Source organism: Streptomyces sp. NPDC049970 (assembly GCF_040660235.1).
Taxonomy (GTDB): domain Bacteria; phylum Actinomycetota; class Actinomycetes; order Streptomycetales; family Streptomycetaceae; genus Streptomyces.
Genome location: NZ_JBFALP010000003.1, coordinates 399,926 through 414,802, shown reverse-complemented (window position 1 = coordinate 414,802; position 14,877 = coordinate 399,926). Strand labels below are relative to the sequence as shown.

15 protein-coding genes are annotated in these 14,877 nt (G+C 69.9%); 2 read left to right on the top strand and 13 right to left on the bottom strand.

Annotated elements, in window-relative coordinates; translation table 11 throughout:
* Positions 1–5: 5 nt before the first annotated feature.
* Complete coding sequence (gene mnmA / locus AB0I83_RS08125; RefSeq protein WP_363304017.1) at positions 6–1,139, bottom strand: tRNA 2-thiouridine(34) synthase MnmA; 1,134 nt, start codon at positions 1,137–1,139, stop codon at positions 6–8.
* 61 nt (positions 1,140–1,200) lie between these two features.
* Between mnmA and AB0I83_RS08120 the strand changes: the two genes are divergently transcribed.
* Positions 1,201–1,887, top strand: coding sequence for a peptidoglycan recognition family protein (locus AB0I83_RS08120; RefSeq protein WP_363304016.1), 687 nt, complete (start codon positions 1,201–1,203; stop codon positions 1,885–1,887).
* Positions 1,888–1,944: 57 nt separating this feature from the next.
* Here the strand turns inward: AB0I83_RS08120 and AB0I83_RS08115 are convergent, their stop codons facing one another.
* The 3 genes from AB0I83_RS08115 to AB0I83_RS08105 form a co-directional block, all read right to left on the bottom strand.
* Positions 1,945–3,114: a cysteine desulfurase family protein gene (locus AB0I83_RS08115; RefSeq protein WP_356531042.1), complete on the bottom strand. Its 1,170-nt coding sequence runs from the start codon at positions 3,112–3,114 to the stop codon at positions 1,945–1,947.
* Between the two features lie 210 nt (positions 3,115–3,324).
* Positions 3,325–3,732 carry a DUF4190 domain-containing protein gene (locus tag AB0I83_RS08110; protein ID WP_363304014.1) on the bottom strand — a complete coding sequence of 136 codons (408 nt, stop codon included), beginning with the start codon at positions 3,730–3,732 and terminating at the stop codon, positions 3,325–3,327.
* 16 nt (positions 3,733–3,748) lie between these two features.
* On the bottom strand, positions 3,749–3,904 hold the full coding sequence (locus AB0I83_RS08105) for a hypothetical protein (RefSeq protein WP_356531040.1): 156 nt from the start codon (positions 3,902–3,904) through the stop codon (positions 3,749–3,751).
* 106 nt (positions 3,905–4,010) lie between these two features.
* Here AB0I83_RS08105 and AB0I83_RS08100 point away from each other — a divergent pair, with 106 nt between their 5' ends.
* The gene (locus AB0I83_RS08100; RefSeq protein ID WP_363304013.1) at positions 4,011–4,634 is read left to right on the top strand and encodes a TetR family transcriptional regulator; all 624 of its coding nucleotides are present in this window, start codon (positions 4,011–4,013) and stop codon (positions 4,632–4,634) included.
* Positions 4,635–4,821: 187 nt separating this feature from the next.
* Here AB0I83_RS08100 and AB0I83_RS08095 read toward each other — a convergent pair whose 3' ends face one another.
* The 9 genes from AB0I83_RS08095 to AB0I83_RS08055 form a co-directional block, all read right to left on the bottom strand.
* On the bottom strand, positions 4,822–5,697 hold the full coding sequence (locus tag AB0I83_RS08095; protein WP_363304012.1) for a thioesterase family protein: 876 nt from the start codon (positions 5,695–5,697) through the stop codon (positions 4,822–4,824).
* A 58-nt stretch (positions 5,698–5,755) separates the two neighbouring features.
* Entirely contained in the window at positions 5,756–6,427 is a 672-nt protein-coding gene (locus tag AB0I83_RS08090) for a trimeric intracellular cation channel family protein (RefSeq protein WP_356531036.1), read from the bottom strand.
* Positions 6,428–6,445: 18 nt separating this feature from the next.
* A complete protein-coding gene (locus AB0I83_RS08085) occupies positions 6,446–7,720 on the bottom strand; it encodes a dipeptide ABC transporter ATP-binding protein (protein WP_363304010.1) in 1,275 nt (424 codons plus the stop codon).
* Positions 7,717–8,811: an ABC transporter ATP-binding protein gene (locus AB0I83_RS08080; protein WP_363304009.1), complete on the bottom strand. Its 1,095-nt coding sequence runs from the start codon at positions 8,809–8,811 to the stop codon at positions 7,717–7,719. The genes AB0I83_RS08085 and AB0I83_RS08080 overlap by 4 nt, the downstream gene beginning before the upstream one ends.
* Positions 8,808–9,797, bottom strand: a complete 990-nt coding sequence (locus AB0I83_RS08075; protein ID WP_363304008.1) for an ABC transporter permease — start codon at positions 9,795–9,797, stop codon at positions 8,808–8,810. The genes AB0I83_RS08080 and AB0I83_RS08075 overlap by 4 nt, the downstream gene beginning before the upstream one ends.
* 91 nt (positions 9,798–9,888) lie before the next feature.
* On the bottom strand, positions 9,889–11,649 hold the full coding sequence (locus AB0I83_RS08070; RefSeq protein WP_363304007.1) for an ABC transporter substrate-binding protein: 1,761 nt from the start codon (positions 11,647–11,649) through the stop codon (positions 9,889–9,891).
* A 43-nt stretch (positions 11,650–11,692) separates the two neighbouring features.
* The gene (locus tag AB0I83_RS08065; RefSeq protein ID WP_356531029.1) at positions 11,693–12,685 is read right to left on the bottom strand and encodes an ABC transporter permease; all 993 of its coding nucleotides are present in this window, start codon (positions 12,683–12,685) and stop codon (positions 11,693–11,695) included.
* Positions 12,686–13,055: 370 nt separating this feature from the next.
* Positions 13,056–13,838 (bottom strand): enhanced serine sensitivity protein SseB C-terminal domain-containing protein, encoded by a 783-nt coding sequence (locus AB0I83_RS08060; RefSeq protein ID WP_356531027.1) that lies wholly within the window; start codon positions 13,836–13,838, stop codon positions 13,056–13,058.
* A gap of 160 nt (positions 13,839–13,998) precedes the next feature.
* Positions 13,999–14,766: an enhanced serine sensitivity protein SseB gene (locus tag AB0I83_RS08055; protein ID WP_363304006.1), complete on the bottom strand. Its 768-nt coding sequence runs from the start codon at positions 14,764–14,766 to the stop codon at positions 13,999–14,001.
* Positions 14,767–14,877: the final 111 nt, after the last annotated feature.

Sequence of the window (14,877 nt, the reverse complement as noted above, 5' to 3'; positions counted from 1 at the left end):
CGTCCTCAGCCGGCCGCCGCGGCCCTCTCGCGCCGCACCGTCGTCGCGATGGTCGCCGATCCGACGACGCGCGTCCCGTCGTACAGCACGACCGCCTGGCCGGGGGCCACGCCCCGGACCGGCTCGGTGAACGCCACGTGGAGCGTTCCGCCGGTCAGCTCCGCCGTCACCTCGGTCTCGCCGCCGTGGGCGCGGAGCTGGGCGGTGTACGTACCGGGGCCCGCAGGAGCCGTTCCGCACCAGCGGGGCCTGATCGCGGTGAGCGCGGTGACGTCCAGGGCCTCGGCCGGGCCGACGGTCACCGTGTTGTCCACCGGCGAGATGTCCAGGACGTAGCGGGGCTTGCCGTCGGGGGCGGGGTGGCCGATGCGCAGTCCCTTGCGCTGGCCGATGGTGAAGCCGAAGGCGCCCTCGTGGGTACCGACCTTCGTACCCGACTCGTCGAGGATGGCGCCCTCGGCCGGACCGCCGAGGCGCCCGGCCAGGAAACCCTGGGTGTCGCCGTCGGCGATGAAGCAGATGTCGTGGCTGTCGGGCTTCTTGGCCACGGCGAGCCCCCGGCGCTCGGCCTCGGCCCGGATCTCGTCCTTGGTGGTCAGGGTGTCGCCGAGCGGGAACATGGCGTGGGCGAGCTGCTTCTCGTCCAGGACTCCGAGGACGTAGCTCTGGTCCTTGGCCATGTCCGACGCGCGGTGCATCTCCCGGGTGCCGTCCTCGTTCAGTACGACGGTGGCGTAGTGGCCGGTGCAGACCGCGTCGAAGCCGAGGGCCAGCGCCTTGTCGAGCAGCGCGGCGAACTTGATCTTCTCGTTGCAGCGCAGGCAGGGGTTGGGCGTGCGTCCCGCCTCGTACTCCGCGACGAAGTCGTCGACCACGTCCTCGCGGAAGCGTTCCGCCAGATCCCAGACGTAGAACGGGATGCCGATGACGTCCGCCGCGCGGCGGGCGTCCCGGGAGTCCTCGATGGTGCAGCAGCCGCGCGCGCCCGTACGGAAGGACTGCGGGTTCGCGGAGAGGGCGAGGTGCACACCGGTCACGTCGTGGCCTGCCTCGGCGGCACGGGCCGCGGCGACGGCGGAGTCGACGCCGCCCGACATGGCGGCGAGCACACGGAGGGGGCGCGGGGAGGTCTGAGTCATAGCTTCCCAAGAGTACGGGGCGCCGGGAACCGAATGCTCGCGGATATGCGTTGAGGAGCACATGGGGAACAACGGTAGTGCCGGGTCGCCGGGGAAAGGCCCTGGTCACGGCATCAGTCGACGGACGCTGCTCATCGGCGGCGGTGTCGCGGCGGCGGGCACGGCCGCTCTGGCCGTGGACGACGTCCGGCGCGTGTGGTGGCGGGTGCCGGGGGTCGAGAAGCCCCGCAAGGCCGGCGAGCTCGACTACGCCCCGGCCACGTGGGTCGCGGCCTCCGAGGGGAACTGGCGGCGCGCGGACCGCCCCGACGACTACGGCGTGGACCGGGTGATCGTCCATGTCACCCAGGGCAGTTTCGCCAGTGCGGTGAAGGTCTTCCAGGATCCGGCGCACCAGGCGGCGACGCACTACATCGTCGGGCAGGACGGCCGGGTGACGCAGATGATCCGCGAGCTGGACGTGGCGTACCACGCCGGCAACCGCTCGTTCAACGAGCGCAGCGTCGGCATCGAGCACGAGGGCTTCGTGGACCGCCCGCAGGACTTCACCGCGGCGATGTACGAGTCCTCCGCGCGTCTGACGGCCGCGATATGCAAGCGGTACGGCATCCCGATGGACCGCGAGCACGTCATCGGGCACGTCGAGGTGCCCGGCGCCGACCACACGGACCCCGGCCCGCACTGGGACTGGACCCGCTACATGAAGCTGGTGCGCGCGGCCTCCACCGCGGGGCCGAAGGCAGGCTGAGCCCTGCCGCGGGGGTCCTCACGGCCGTGCGGGCCGCCCGCTGCCGCGGGACGGCCCTCAGCTGAGTCCTGCCGTCCTGGCCCGGTCGACCGCCGGGCCGATCGCGCGTGCGACCTCCTCGACGTCCCGGCGGGTGGAGGTGTGTCCGAACGAGAAGCGCAGGGTGCCGCGCGCCAGCCCGGGATCGGTGCCCGTGGCCAGCAGCACATGGCTGGGCTGGGCGATGCCCGCGGTGCACGCGGAGCCGGTGGAGCACTCGATGCCCTGGGCGTCGAGCAGCAGGAGGAGGGAGTCGCCCTCGCATCCGGGGAAGGTGAAGTGGGCGTTGGCGGGCAGCCGGCCGCCCGGAGCCGGGTCGCCGCCGAGGAGGGCGTCGGGGACCGCCTTCAGCACGGCGGCCGCCAGCTCGTCCCGGAGGGCGCCGATCTCACGGGCGAACGTCTCGCGCCCGTCGGCCGCGTGCCGTCCGGCGACGGCGAACGCCGCCACTGCGGGCACGTCGAGCGTTCCGGAGCGCACGTGCCGCTCCTGGCCGCCCCCGTGCAGGACGGGCACGGGCGTCTGGTCGCGGCCGAGCAGCAGGGCGCCGATACCGAACGGCCCGCCGATCTTGTGCGCGCTGACGGTCATCGCCGCCAGCCCGGAACGGGCGAAGCCGAGCTCCAGCTGGCCGAAGGCCTGCACCGCGTCGGCGTGCATGGGGACGCCGAACTCGTTCGCGACGTCGGTGAGTTCACGTATCGGCATGACGGTGCCGATCTCGTTGTTGGCCCACATCACGGTGATCATGGCGACGTCGTCGGGATCGCGTGCGAGCGCCTCGCGCAGCGCGTCGGGGTGCACGCGTCCGTAGCCGTCCACCGGCAGGTATTCGACGGTGGCGCCCTCGTGCTCGGCGAGCCAGTCCACGGCGTCGAGCACGGCGTGGTGCTCCACCGGGCTGGCGAGGACACGGGTACGCCGGGGGTCGGCGTCGCGGCGGGCCCAGTAGAGGCCCTTCACGGCGAGGTTGTCGGCCTCGGTGCCGCCGGAGGTGAGGACCACCTCGCTCGGGCGTGCGCCGAGCGCGTCGGCGAGGGTCTCTCTGGACTCCTCGACGGTACGGCGGGCACGGCGCCCGGCGGCGTGCAGTGAGGACGCGTTGCCGGTGACGGCGAGCTGCGCGGTCATCGCCGCGATCGCCTCCGGCAGCATCGGCGTGGTCGCGGCGTGGTCGAGGTAGGCCATGGTGGATCCGATTCTACGAGCCCCCGGCGGGACGCGTGCCGGGCGCATGGCCTCACGGTCGGCACGGGCCCTCCGGACCGTGGCTGCCGGCACTCCGGTACGCCGCGGTGCGGGCGCCCGCACCGCGCCGGGAGGCGCTCGTACGACCGTCCGGGACCGTCCCCGCCGAAGCCGCTCTGCCCGCCCGGCCGGCGTCAGCGCATGAGCCCGTCAGCCCGCGAGGCTCCAGGAGACGGTTCCGTTCGCGGTGACGACGACGGCGAGGACGACCAGGTCGGCGATACCGAGACCCAGTCCCAGCAGGGCCCGCCCGCGTCGGGTGGTGGAACGGGCGAGGGCGATGAGTGCCATGACGATGGCAACCGGCCCGAGCAGGATGTTCATCACCAGCAGGCCGAGGAGGCCGAGCACGAAGGAGGCCACGGCCAGCCCGTCGGCCTCGCGGGAAGGCTTGCGGGCAGGGGCGGAGGACCCGCCGGCGGAGGGGGCTCCGACGGACGGGCTGCCACCGGCGGAGGCGCCCGCTGATCCGGCGCCGGACCGGGCGGCGTCGCCGGCAGGTGCCTCGCCCGACCGGGCACCGGCGGACAGATGGGCACGCGGGGTCGTGAGTGTCATGGTGCTTGCTCCTTCGTCAGCGGGTACGGCGGGTGAGGCGTTCACGGACACCGAAGACCGCCAGCCAGAGGCCGATCACGGCCGCGGCGGCCAGAGTCAGGGGAAGCGGAAGGTGGGCGACCGCTCCGAGGACAACCCCCAGCAGGAGCAGGGCGGCGACGAGGACGAACATGTCCGGGCCTTTCTGCGAACTTTGAGAGTACGACTGTTCACTGACTATGGAGTCTAGACCCTCCACCCCCTTCCCCGCATCGGAGAACGGTTGTTTACTGAATGGCATGAGTCACACCACCGGAATCCGTCAGGCCCAGAAGCTGAAAACACGTCAGGCACTGCTCGACGCGGCACTCGCGCTGCTGGAGCACCAGAGCCTGAGCAGCTTGGGTCTGCGCGAGGTGACCCGGGGCGTGGGTGTGGCACCGACCGCCTTCTACCGCCACTTCGACGGCACGGCGGCGCTCGGCGTCGCACTGGTCGAGGAGACCCTGGGCAGCCTGCACGGAATGATCGGCGCGATACTCGCCAAGACGGGCGACACCGAGGAACGACTCGACCGCAGCGTCGACCTGATAGCACGTCACGTCGCGGCGCAGCCGTCGCACTTCCGGTTCATCGCGCGCGAGCAGCACGGCGGTGTCGGCCGGGTCCGCGAGGCCATCGCCGCCCAACTGCGCCTGTTCGCCGAGGAAGTGGCCGAAGTCCTCGGCGCGGAAGCCGAGTCGGCCGGCTGGGACAGGGAGGACCTGCTGATGCTGGGCGGCCTGTACGTCGACCACATGGTGCTCACCGCGTCGGCCCTGCTGGACGCCGGCCCCGAAGGCGAGCAGGAGGTCGTCCGGGTGGCACGCCGCCGACTGCGCCTGGTCACGATCGGCAGGGCCCACTGGCTGGACTCACCGTGAGCACCGCGAAGAACCGGGCCGCCCTCGCGGCACGGCAGGCGGACCAGGACCCGCCTCCGTACGCCGGGTCGCCTCGCACGTCCGGCCGTCCCGCGCGGGAACACGCCGGACACGGGGGCACGTCAGGCGAGCGGGAATCGGACCAACCGGGCGGGACCCAGACGTGCGGGCCCAGACGCGCGGGGGCTCAGACGCGCGGGGCCCGCGCCAGCTGACGGGACTGGGCCACGAGGCGACCGGCACTGTCCCAGACGTCCGCGTCCTCCTCCAGGAACCCGCCCGCGAGGTTGCGGGTGGTGATGGAGACGCGCAACGGACCGGGGGCCGGGCGGCAGCGGATGTGGGTGGTGAGCTCGATGGTGGGCGTCCAGCCCTTCAGCCCGAGCTCGAACGAGGTCGGCGGCAGCGCGTCGACGGTGAGCAGCAGCGAGAACGGGTCGGCGTCGCGGCCGTCCGCGAGGCCGAACCAGCCCCGCATCTCCCCCTTGCCCGAGGGCGCGCCGATGGCCCAGCCGACCGTCGCGGGGTCCAGCTTGATGTCGAGCCGTTCGGTGATCGCGGAGCTGCCGGGGATCGCCGCCGGACCGTCACTCGGGCCGAGGCAGTGCTCAAGCGGCGGGATCGCGGGCGGCTCGGCCGACGTACGGATCTCGTCGGTCAGGGCGTCCAGGTCGCCGTAGGTCGCCAGCACCCGGATGCGCTCGATCTCCGAGCCGTCCTCGGCGAACTGGAAGAGCGAGGCCTGGCCCGTGGAGAGCGTGCGGCCGGTGCGGACGACCTGGGTGCGGATCACGGCCGGACCCGGGACGGACGCCGTGAGGTAGTGCGCGGAGACCGAGAAGGGATCGGAGTGCGGGAGCGCGTCGCCGAGCGCGCGGCCGAGCATGGCGAGGAGGTAACCGCCGTTGACGGCGTGGATGATCGTCCAGCCCGCGGAGAGCTCCGCGTCGTAGACGCCTTCCTCCCGGAGCGTGACCGCGGTGTCGCGGTCGAACTCGCTGTCACCGATGGTCGCCCGTACCGCCTGTACCGCGCGCGACTCCTGCGCTGCTGCCTGTGCCATGGCATGCACGGTACACCGATCGTATTACTGAGCGGTAGCTTTTTGTTTCGATCAGATGTCAGATGACGGCCGGGTCCTCCTCCGCCGTGGCCGAGCGCCTGTTCCAGGCTCGCGGGGCCCGCCAGTGGAAGCGCATGGCCAGCAGGCGCAGGACGAACCCGGTGACCACGGCGATACCACTGGTGTAGGCGTTGAGCACGTCGAAACGGATGCAGAGCACCACCATCACGGCCCCGACGATCGCGGGCACGGCGTAGAGGTCGCGGTCCCAGCGCAGCAGCGAGGGGACCTCGTTGGCCAGGACGTCTCGCAGCACACCGCCGCCGACCGCGGTGGCCAGACCCAGGGCGGCGGACGAGGTGAGGCCGAGGCCGTAGTCGTAGGCCTTGACCGTCCCGGCCACACAGAAGAGGCCGAGCCCCGCGGCGTCGAAGACGTTGACGCCGACCTGGATGCGCTCGACGTGCGGATGCAGGAAGAAGACCAGGGCGGCGGCGATCAGCGGCGTCAGGAAGTAGCCGAGGTCCGTGAAGGCCGCAGGGGGCAGCGCTCCGATCATCACGTCACGGAAAATCCCTCCGCCCAGCGCTGTCACCTCGGCGAGCACGGCGATGCCGAAGACATCGAAGTTCTTGCGTACGGCGAGCAGGGCGCCCGAGATCGCGAAGACGAAGATTCCGACGATGTCGAGCGCATGCTGGACGGAGGGGGTGAAGAGTTCGTTGAGCACCGGGCAATTGTGCCGGTACTACGCCTTCGGCTTGTCCTCCGGACCGGTGGACGGTGCGGCGGAACCCTTGCCGGCGTCGTCGGAGGTGTCGGCGGAGGCAGCCTCCTCGACCGCCCCCTCCGTGCTCTCCGCAGGCGCACCGGCCACCGGCTCGACGGCGCCAGGCTCGACGGCCGCCACCGGCTCGGTGGCCACCGCCGACTTCACCGTGATGACGTCGGTGACGAGCGGCGCGTCGCCAGGAGCCTGGTCCTCGCCGTTCTCCGGGTGGTGGCACGCAACCTGGTGCCCGGTCTTGAGCTGCAGCAGCGGCGGCTCGGTGGTCTTGCAGACCTGCGTCGCCTTCCAGCACCGGGTGTGGAACCGGCAACCGCTCGGCGGCGAGATCGGCGACGGCACGTCGCCCTTGAGCAGGATGCGGTCGCTCTTCGCACCGCGCCGACGCGGGTCCGGCACCGGCACCGCGGACATCAGGGCCGTGGTGTACGGGTGCATGGGCGCCGTGTACAGCGAGTCGCGGTCCGCGAGCTCGACGATCTTGCCGAGGTACATGACCGCGATCCGGTCCGACACGTGGCGGATGACCGACAGGTCGTGCGCGATGATCATGTACGTGAGCCCGAGCTCGTCCTGGAGGTCGTCCAGCAGGTTGACGACCTGGGCCTGGATCGACACGTCCAGTGCGGAGACCGGCTCGTCCGCGACGACGAGCTTCGGGTTGAGCGCGAGCGCGCGGGCGATGCCGATGCGCTGGCGCTGACCGCCGGAGAACTCGTGCGGATAGCGGTTGTAGTGCTCCGGGTTGAGCCCCACCAGCTCCAGCAGCCGCTGGACCTCCGCCTTCACGCCGCCATCGGGCTTGACGCCCTGGAGCCTGAAGGGGGTGCCGATGATCCCGCCGACGGTGTGGCGCGGGTTCAGCGAGCCGTAGGGGTCCTGGAAGATCATCTGGATGTCGCGGCGCATGGGCCGCAGCCGGCCCGCGGACATGTGGGTGATGTCGCGGCCCTGGAACTCGACCTTGCCACCGGTCGGTTCGAGCAGCCGGGTCACCAGCCTGCCCATGGTCGACTTGCCGCAGCCCGACTCGCCGACGACGCCGAGGGTCTCCCCGCGGCGGACGTCGAAGGTCAGCCCGTCGACGGCCTGGACCGCACCGACCTTGCGCTTCAGCACACCCTTGGTGATCGGGAAGTGCTTGGCGAGGTTCTCGACCTTGAGGATCGACTCCGACCCGGATCCGTCCGACCCGGCCGCGGGAGCCGCGGGAGCCTTCTTGTTCAGATCAGTCACAGCTTCGGCGCAATCTCTTCGGTCCAGATCTGTTCCCGCTGCTCACGCGACATGTGGCACGCGGAGTAGTGCCCGTCGCTGATCAGCTGCAGCTCAGGACGCTCGGTGCGGGTGATGTTGTCCGGCGGGACGTCGGCGTACGGGCAGCGCGGGTGGAAGGCGCAGCCGGACGGGACGTTGATGAGGCTGGGCGGCGATCCCTTGACCGGGACGAGCCGGTCGGTCTGCTCCCGGTCGATGCGCGGCATGGAGCCGAGCAACCCCCAGGTGTAGGGGTGCTGGGGCTGGTAGAAGACCTTCTCCGAGCTGCCGCGCTCGATGCAGCGGCCCGCGTACATCACCAGGAGGTTGTCCGCGATCTCGGCGACGACGCCGAGGTCGTGGGTGATCATGACGACCGCGGAGCCGAACTCCTTCTGCAGGTCGCGGATCAGGTCGAGGATCTGCGCCTGGACGGTGACGTCCAGGGCCGTCGTCGGCTCGTCGGCGATCAGCAGCTGCGGGTTGTTGACCAGGGCCATCGCGATCATGGCGCGCTGGCGCATACCGCCGGAGAACTGGTGCGGGTAGTCCTCGTAACGGCGGTGCGGTTCGGGAATCCCGACCCGGTCGAGCATCTCGATCGCGCGCTTCTTGGCCGTCTTCTTGTCGACCTTGTTGTGGACGCGGTAGGCCTCCACGATCTGCGCGCCGATGCTGTAGTACGGGTGCAGGGCCGACAGCGGGTCCTGGAAGATCATCGCCATCTTCTGGCCACGGAGCCTGCGTACGCGCTCCGCGCCGGCCGAGATCAGCTCTTCTCCGTCGAGCCAGATCTCACCCGCGATCCGGGCGCGGTCCGAGGTGTGCAGACCCATGATCCCCAGCGAGGTCACGGACTTGCCCGAGCCGGACTCGCCCACGATGCCGAGGGTCTGACCGGCCTTCAGGTCGAAGCTGACGCCGTCGACGGACTTGACCAGACCGTCGTCGGTGTCGAAGTGGACGCTGAGGTTGCGTACGGAGAGGAACTCCTTGCCGTCGCCGGACGCGTCCCGCGGGGCGGGGACCGTTCCCTGCGCCGGAGTGTCCTTCTTGCTTACGTCGCTCATGAGAGCCTCACCCGGGGGTCGATCGCGGCGTACACGAGGTCCACCAGCAGGTTGCAGATGACGATGAAGAAGGCGGCGACCAGCGTCACGCCCATGACCTTGGGCAGGTCGGCTGTGGTCACACCCTGGATGGCGAACGCGCCGAGGCCCTGGAAGGAGAACACTCTCTCGGTGATGACCGCGCCGCCGAGCAGCAGGGCGAAGTCCATGCCGAAGATCGTGATCAGCGGGGTCAGCGCCGCGCGCAGACCGTGCTTGACGACGACCTTGCGCTCCTTCAGGCCCTTGGCCCGAGCGGTCCGGATGTAGTCCTCGCCCATGGTCTCCAGCATTCCGGCCCTGGTGAGCCGGGCGTAGAGCGCGGAGTACAACAGGGCCAGCGTGCACCAGGGCAGGACCAGACTGCCCGCCCATTCGACCGGGTTCTGTGTGAACGGTACGTACTCCCCGTTGCCGAAGAGCGCCAGGACGACGAGACCGGTGAAGAACATCGGCAGCGAGACGCCGGCGAGGGCGACACCCATGGAGAGGCGGTCGAAGAACGAGCCCCGCCTCAGTGCGGAGAGCACACCGGTGGCGATACCCGAGATGACCCAGATGACCGCCGCGCCGACGGCCAGCGACAGCGTGACCGGGATGCGGTCGATGAGCTGCGGCCAGATCTCGGTGTGGGTCTTGAAGGAGTAGCCGAAGCACGGGGCATGGCAGGTGACGGGGTCAGGACCGAACTGGTACTGGGCGCCGACGACAATGCCCTTGATGAAGTTCCAGTACTGCAGGTAGAGGGGCTGGTCGAGCCCCAGGTTCTTCTTGACCGCGGCGATGACGTCGGGGTCAGGGCTCTTCCCGACGTACTGGGCGGCCATCGAGTCGAGGGTCTGCCCGCCGAGGCGGGGGACCAGGAAGAAGATCGCGAACGTGACTGCGCTGACCACCAGCAGCAGCAACACCGCGGCGAATACGCGTCGAATGATGTACGCAGCCACAGCCGTGCGGCGCCGGGCGGGCGGGCGGGGTGCCACCCGCCGGCCCGGCGCCTTCACCTGCCTTTCAAGGGATGCCGTCGATTAACAGGTGTTACTTGGTCGAGGTCATCAGCACGTAGTCGTACATGCCGAGGTACGCGTCCGTGACCGTGACGTTCGCCGCGGAGTCCGGGCGGTAGAGCAGGTTCTTGCGGTAGATGAGCGGGACGAGCGAGGCGCTCTCCATGACCTTCTGGTCGACGTCACCCCAGGCGGCGTTGCGCTCCGTGGTGTCCACCGTGCCGATGCCCTTGACGAGGGCCTCGTTGACGCCCTTGTCGTCGAGCTCCATCAGGTTCGTGCCACCGGACGGCTTGATGGCCGATCCGTTCACGATCTGGTCGAGGAAACCGAAGCCGGTCGGCCAGTCGGCACCCCACTGCATCATCATCATGCCCGCGTTGTTCTTGTGGACCCAGTCCGGGACACCCGCGAAGTCCGTGAAGTACTTGTCGGACGGGAACTGCTTGATGTCGGCGGTGATGCCGATCGCCTTCAGGCTGCCCTGGAGCTGCGTGGCGGCGGTGATCTCGTCAGGACGGTCCGAGCGGGCCGTGAGCGTGGTCTTGAAGCCCTTGGGCTGACCGCACTTGGTCAGGTGCTCCTTCGCCTTGGCGATGTCACCCTTGCTGCCCTCGGACGGGTACAGGTCGAACTTCTTGTAGCCGGCGACGGTCGGCGGGATGACCGTGCTGGCCGGGTCGCCCTTGACCGAGCCACCGATCGAGTCGATCAGGCTCTGCTTGTCGACCGCGTACTGCACGGCCTTGCGGCACTCGATGTTGTCGAACGGCTTCACGTTGACGTTCAGCGCCATGTACTGCAGCACGCCGGCGTACGGGTTGTCCGTCTTCGCCTTCTCGGCGGCCTTGACCAGGACCTTCGGCTGGGTCTTGGACTGCAGACCCGTACCGGCGATGTCCGCGGTGGTCACGTCGTTGAGCAGGTGGTCGTCGACCGTGGTGGGGTTGACGTTGAGCTTCAGCTCGATCTTGTCGGGCAGAGCCTTGCGGATCGGGTCCGTCTTCGGGTCCCACTCCGGGTTGCGGACGAGCGTCGCGCCCTTGCTCTCGTCGTACGCCGAGAACTTGTACGGCCCCGAGGAGACCATCTTCTGGACGTAGCTGGCGCCCTTGTCGGCCTTCTGCGGGACCGGAGCGGTCTGCGAGAAGGCGGCGAGGTAGTCCATGTCCGCGAACGGCTTGTTCAGCTTGAAGACGACCGTGTAGTCGTCCGGGGTCTCGATGGACTTGAGGCCCTCGGGCGACTTGTCCTTGTACGGACCCTTGTACTTGTCGCCGCCCTCCAGGTAGCTCTTGAAGTACGTCGGGCCGTTGGAGAGAGCCTCCGGCGCGAAGTTGGAGCGCTCGACGGCGTACTTGACGTCCTTCGAGGTGATCTCGGTGCCGTCCTCGAACTTCACGCCCTTGCGGAGCGTGTACGTCCAGGTCTTGGCGCCGTCGCTGGCCTTGCCGAGGCCGGTGGCGAGGTCGGGGACGATCTCCAGGCTCTCCTTGCCGGCGGCCGGCTTGAAGGTCACCAGCGAGCGGGCGTACAGGCGGGCGAAGTTCTGCACCCAGCCGTAGTAGGTGTTGCCCGGGTCCAGGGAGTCGGGGCCACTGGAGTGCTCGTAGGTGACCGTCCCCCCCTTCTTGTCCGACTTGTTGACGATCGACGTCAGACCGGCGTCGGCCTTGGCACTTCCGCCGCCACCCGCGCCGTCACTGCCCGAGTCACTGCCGCTGCAGGCCGACGCACCGAGCGCCACCGCCACGGCCACGGCTATCGCCGAAGCTGTCTTTCTGTTTCGCATGCTGAGGAAAGCCCCTCGTTCGAACGGTGCGGCAGGGCCGCGATTACTTGCCACGAGGGTCGAGTGCGTCACGCAGCCCGTCCCCCAGCAGATTGAAGGCCAGCACGGTGATGAAGATCGCCATGCCGGGGATGACCATGAACATCGGGTCCACCTCGTAGAGGTCGACCGCCTGCGTGAGCATTCCGCCCCAGGATGCCTGCGGCGGCGCGATGCCGACGCCCAGGAAGCTGAGGGACGCCTCGAAGAGGATGTTCGTGGGGATCAGCAGGGTCGCGTAGACCAGGATCGGCGCGATCAGGTTCGGCAGCAGCTCACGGAACAGGATGAACGGGCCGCGTGCGCCGAGCGACCTGGCGGCCTCGACGAACTCCCGCTCACGCAGCGACAGGGTCTGCGCGCGGACGATGCGGCCGATGTAGGGCCAACTGAAGAAGCCGATCACGAAGATCAGGACCGCGATCCGCAGCGTGAGCCCTTGGAGTCCGAACGCTTCGCCCTGCAGGGAGGCGGAGATGGAGATCGCGAAGAGCAGCAGCGGGAACGCCAGGAAGGTGTCCATCAGCCGGCTGATGAAGCTGTCCACCCAGCCGCCGTAGAACCCGGCGACGACACCCATGACGACGCCGATCACGACGGAGAGCAGCGTGGAGCCGACGGCGACCACCAGGGAGACCCAGGAGCCCTCGAGGATGCGGGCCAGGATGTCGCGGCCGGTCTGCGGTTCGACTCCGAGCGGGTGGTCCCAGCTGATACCGCCGAAGTCCCCCTTGGGCGCCAGCAGTACGGGGTCGACCAGGCCCTGGTTGAAGGCGTCGGGGTCGAGCCCGAGGAGCGACTGGAGCGGCTTGGAGAGCAGGGCGGTGAGGACCAGCAGCACGACAACGATGCCACCGGCCATCGCGGCCTTGTCCCTCTTGAAGCGGGTCCAGGCGATCCTGCCGAGCGAGCGGCCTTCGATCTGCTTGCGCCCGGCGCCTTCCAGCACCGCTTCGGGCTGCACATCCGCCCTGGTGGTCTCGATAGGTGCCGTCATTGCGGTGGAAGACCCCTCTCGGCCGACGGTGGCCGGCCTGTGACCGCCGCTGTAGCGGCTCTAACAAAACGTGACAGATGTGATCATGCAACACCGAACTGACCCCGTTTGAACCAGGGGTGCGCCGGGCAGGGAACACCTGCTGTGTGGAGTCTTCAGCCACTTTGCGATCACCCGCCAGACCTGACGGGGAATGTTTGCTCAAACGTGATGCTGTCAGAGGGCTTCCGTTATCCGGACAGTCGTGCTTCTTGAGCGGACACTCGGTCGCTAATCCGCCATAACGGACGCGGCACCCAAGGGTGTTGCCCACGCACGGAACGACCCAGGGCCACGGTGCCGGCCGGCACCTCCTCAGCCCGCCCGCGGGTCAGTACGCCTGCGGGGCCTGCGGATAGCCGTAACCCGTGGCGGCGGGTGCCGGTGCGTGTGCCTCGCGGTCGTAGAACGGCCGGGAGTTGGCGCGGAGCCACATCGCGACCGGATCGTACTCGTCGGACATCGAGACCGTGGAGACGGGCAGACCGTCGGGCACCACACCGATCGACTGCTGCATCATCGCGCGGACCGCGTCCACGGACGGGCGGCCGGTGTCGTAGAGGTCGAGCCCGATCGCGAGGTACGGAACACCGAGGGCGGGCTGCACCCAGGCCCGGCGCAGCGCGCGGACGGCCGGGGTGCGGTGGGCGTTCTGCGACAGCAGGGCGTAGAACTGCGGGATCTCGACGGCGGGTTCGGAGAGCCTCAGCGGGCCGGCGGGCATACGGTCCAGGCCGGTCGCGATGCGGCGCAGGTCGAGCCACGGGATGCCGAGGCCGCCGCCCGGCGCGTGCGGGTTGAGCCAGATCCCCCAGCGGTCCGGGAAGAGGGAGCGGGCGATGTCCCGGCCGGTCGTCACCTCGTGGGCCCTGTTCCAGCCGCTCGCCGAGAGCTCCTGGGCGGAGGTCACGCACGGGGCGTAACCGAGGCCGTCGACCTCCATGTTGCCGTACTGCGAGTCGGGTGAACCCGCCGTGCCGTGCCAGAGCAGCATCCAGACCTGGCCCTCGGCCAGCGACCTGAGCAACTCCTCGTACGCGTCGAGGCGCCCGGGGGTCACCTGGCGCAGCATGTGCTCGATCTGCCCGGCCGCCGCGGTGCCTGACGCACTCACCCTGGGTCCCGCCCCTCTTCGATCCGCTGTTCCGCCGTCCGCGTGCTTCACGGTGCCGTGCCGCCGCTCCGGGCCACGGGGCGGCCCCGCCATCAAACCAGCTTATGTGCCGCCCCTGACACCGGCTTGACGCCGGATGGTGAGGGGATCCCCCTCCTCCCTACCCCTCGCGCCGGTAGAACGGGCGCACCTTGTCCCGCATCCAGTCGCCGACCGGGTCCTGGGCCACGTCGAGGAGGACGAGGTTGACGGGCCACGGCACCTGGACGCGGCTGAGCGCCCGGCCGAGCGCGTCCAGCGGAGCGCTCTGCGCCGCGGCGTCCCAGGTCGTGGACTCCACGCCGACGAACAGGACCGGGTCGTCGCCCTCGATGCTGGCCAGCGCCCGGCGCGCGGTGCCGACCACGCCGGTCGCCTGGAACTCCGCGGACACCGCGGCCAGGAAGTCGACCGGGTCCTCCTTCCAGTCCGGTTCGTAGAGCCGGACCCGGCCCCCGCTCGCGGAACCGTCCAGCGGGGTGCGGCCCGCCCGGCAGAGCTCCGCGACCGCGGGCGGCGGCAGGGGCACACCCACGGCGCCGCCCGGGTTGACCGCGATACCGACCTGCGGGGGTAGGCCGCGGGCGAACTCCCGCGCGGGAGCCACGGTGAAGGAGAGGTGGGAGCCGACGCAGTACAGGAACTGCGCCTCGGAGCTGAACACCGGGACGAACGCGGCGCCGCCGATGTCGACCGTCGGCAGGTCGAGTTCGGCACTGCCGTGCCCGCCGCCGTTCGGAAGCGGCACCCAGAGCTGACTGCGGCCGAGCACCTCGACGAGCCGGCCCCCCGCGCCGGGTATGCCGAGTGCGGCGCCGAGCACCTCTTCGAGCTCGTTGGCCGGCCATCCGTTCGACGGATGGGGCGTGGCCTGGGCCGGAATGTCCACGGTGTCTGTGTCCTTTTCTCGCCATGCTGTGCGGCAGAAACCTTAGACCGGGTCGCACTCCGGCCGCAGGGCCGCAGGCGGGAGCGGTGCCCCGGCCGGCCGCAGCGTCCA

Coding starts and splice junctions, on each gene's coding strand:
- AB0I83_RS08115 (WP_356531042.1), bottom strand. CDS start 3,114: ATGGCCTACCTCGACCACGCCGCGACCACGCCGATGCTGCCGGAGGCG.
- AB0I83_RS08110 (WP_363304014.1), bottom strand. CDS start 3,732: ATGACACTCACGACCCCGCGTGCCCATCTGTCCGCCGGTGCCCGGTCG.
- AB0I83_RS08105 (WP_356531040.1), bottom strand. CDS start 3,904: ATGTTCGTCCTCGTCGCCGCCCTGCTCCTGCTGGGGGTTGTCCTCGGA.
- AB0I83_RS08095 (WP_363304012.1), bottom strand. CDS start 5,697: ATGGCACAGGCAGCAGCGCAGGAGTCGCGCGCGGTACAGGCGGTACGG.
- AB0I83_RS08065 (WP_356531029.1), bottom strand. CDS start 12,685: ATGACGGCACCTATCGAGACCACCAGGGCGGATGTGCAGCCCGAAGCG.
- AB0I83_RS08070 (WP_363304007.1), bottom strand. CDS start 11,649: ATGCGAAACAGAAAGACAGCTTCGGCGATAGCCGTGGCCGTGGCGGTG.
- AB0I83_RS08120 (WP_363304016.1), top strand. CDS start 1,201: ATGGGGAACAACGGTAGTGCCGGGTCGCCGGGGAAAGGCCCTGGTCAC.
- mnmA (WP_363304017.1), bottom strand. CDS start 1,139: ATGACTCAGACCTCCCCGCGCCCCCTCCGTGTGCTCGCCGCCATGTCG.
- AB0I83_RS08100 (WP_363304013.1), top strand. CDS start 4,011: ATGAGTCACACCACCGGAATCCGTCAGGCCCAGAAGCTGAAAACACGT.
- AB0I83_RS08080 (WP_363304009.1), bottom strand. CDS start 8,811: ATGAGCGACGTAAGCAAGAAGGACACTCCGGCGCAGGGAACGGTCCCC.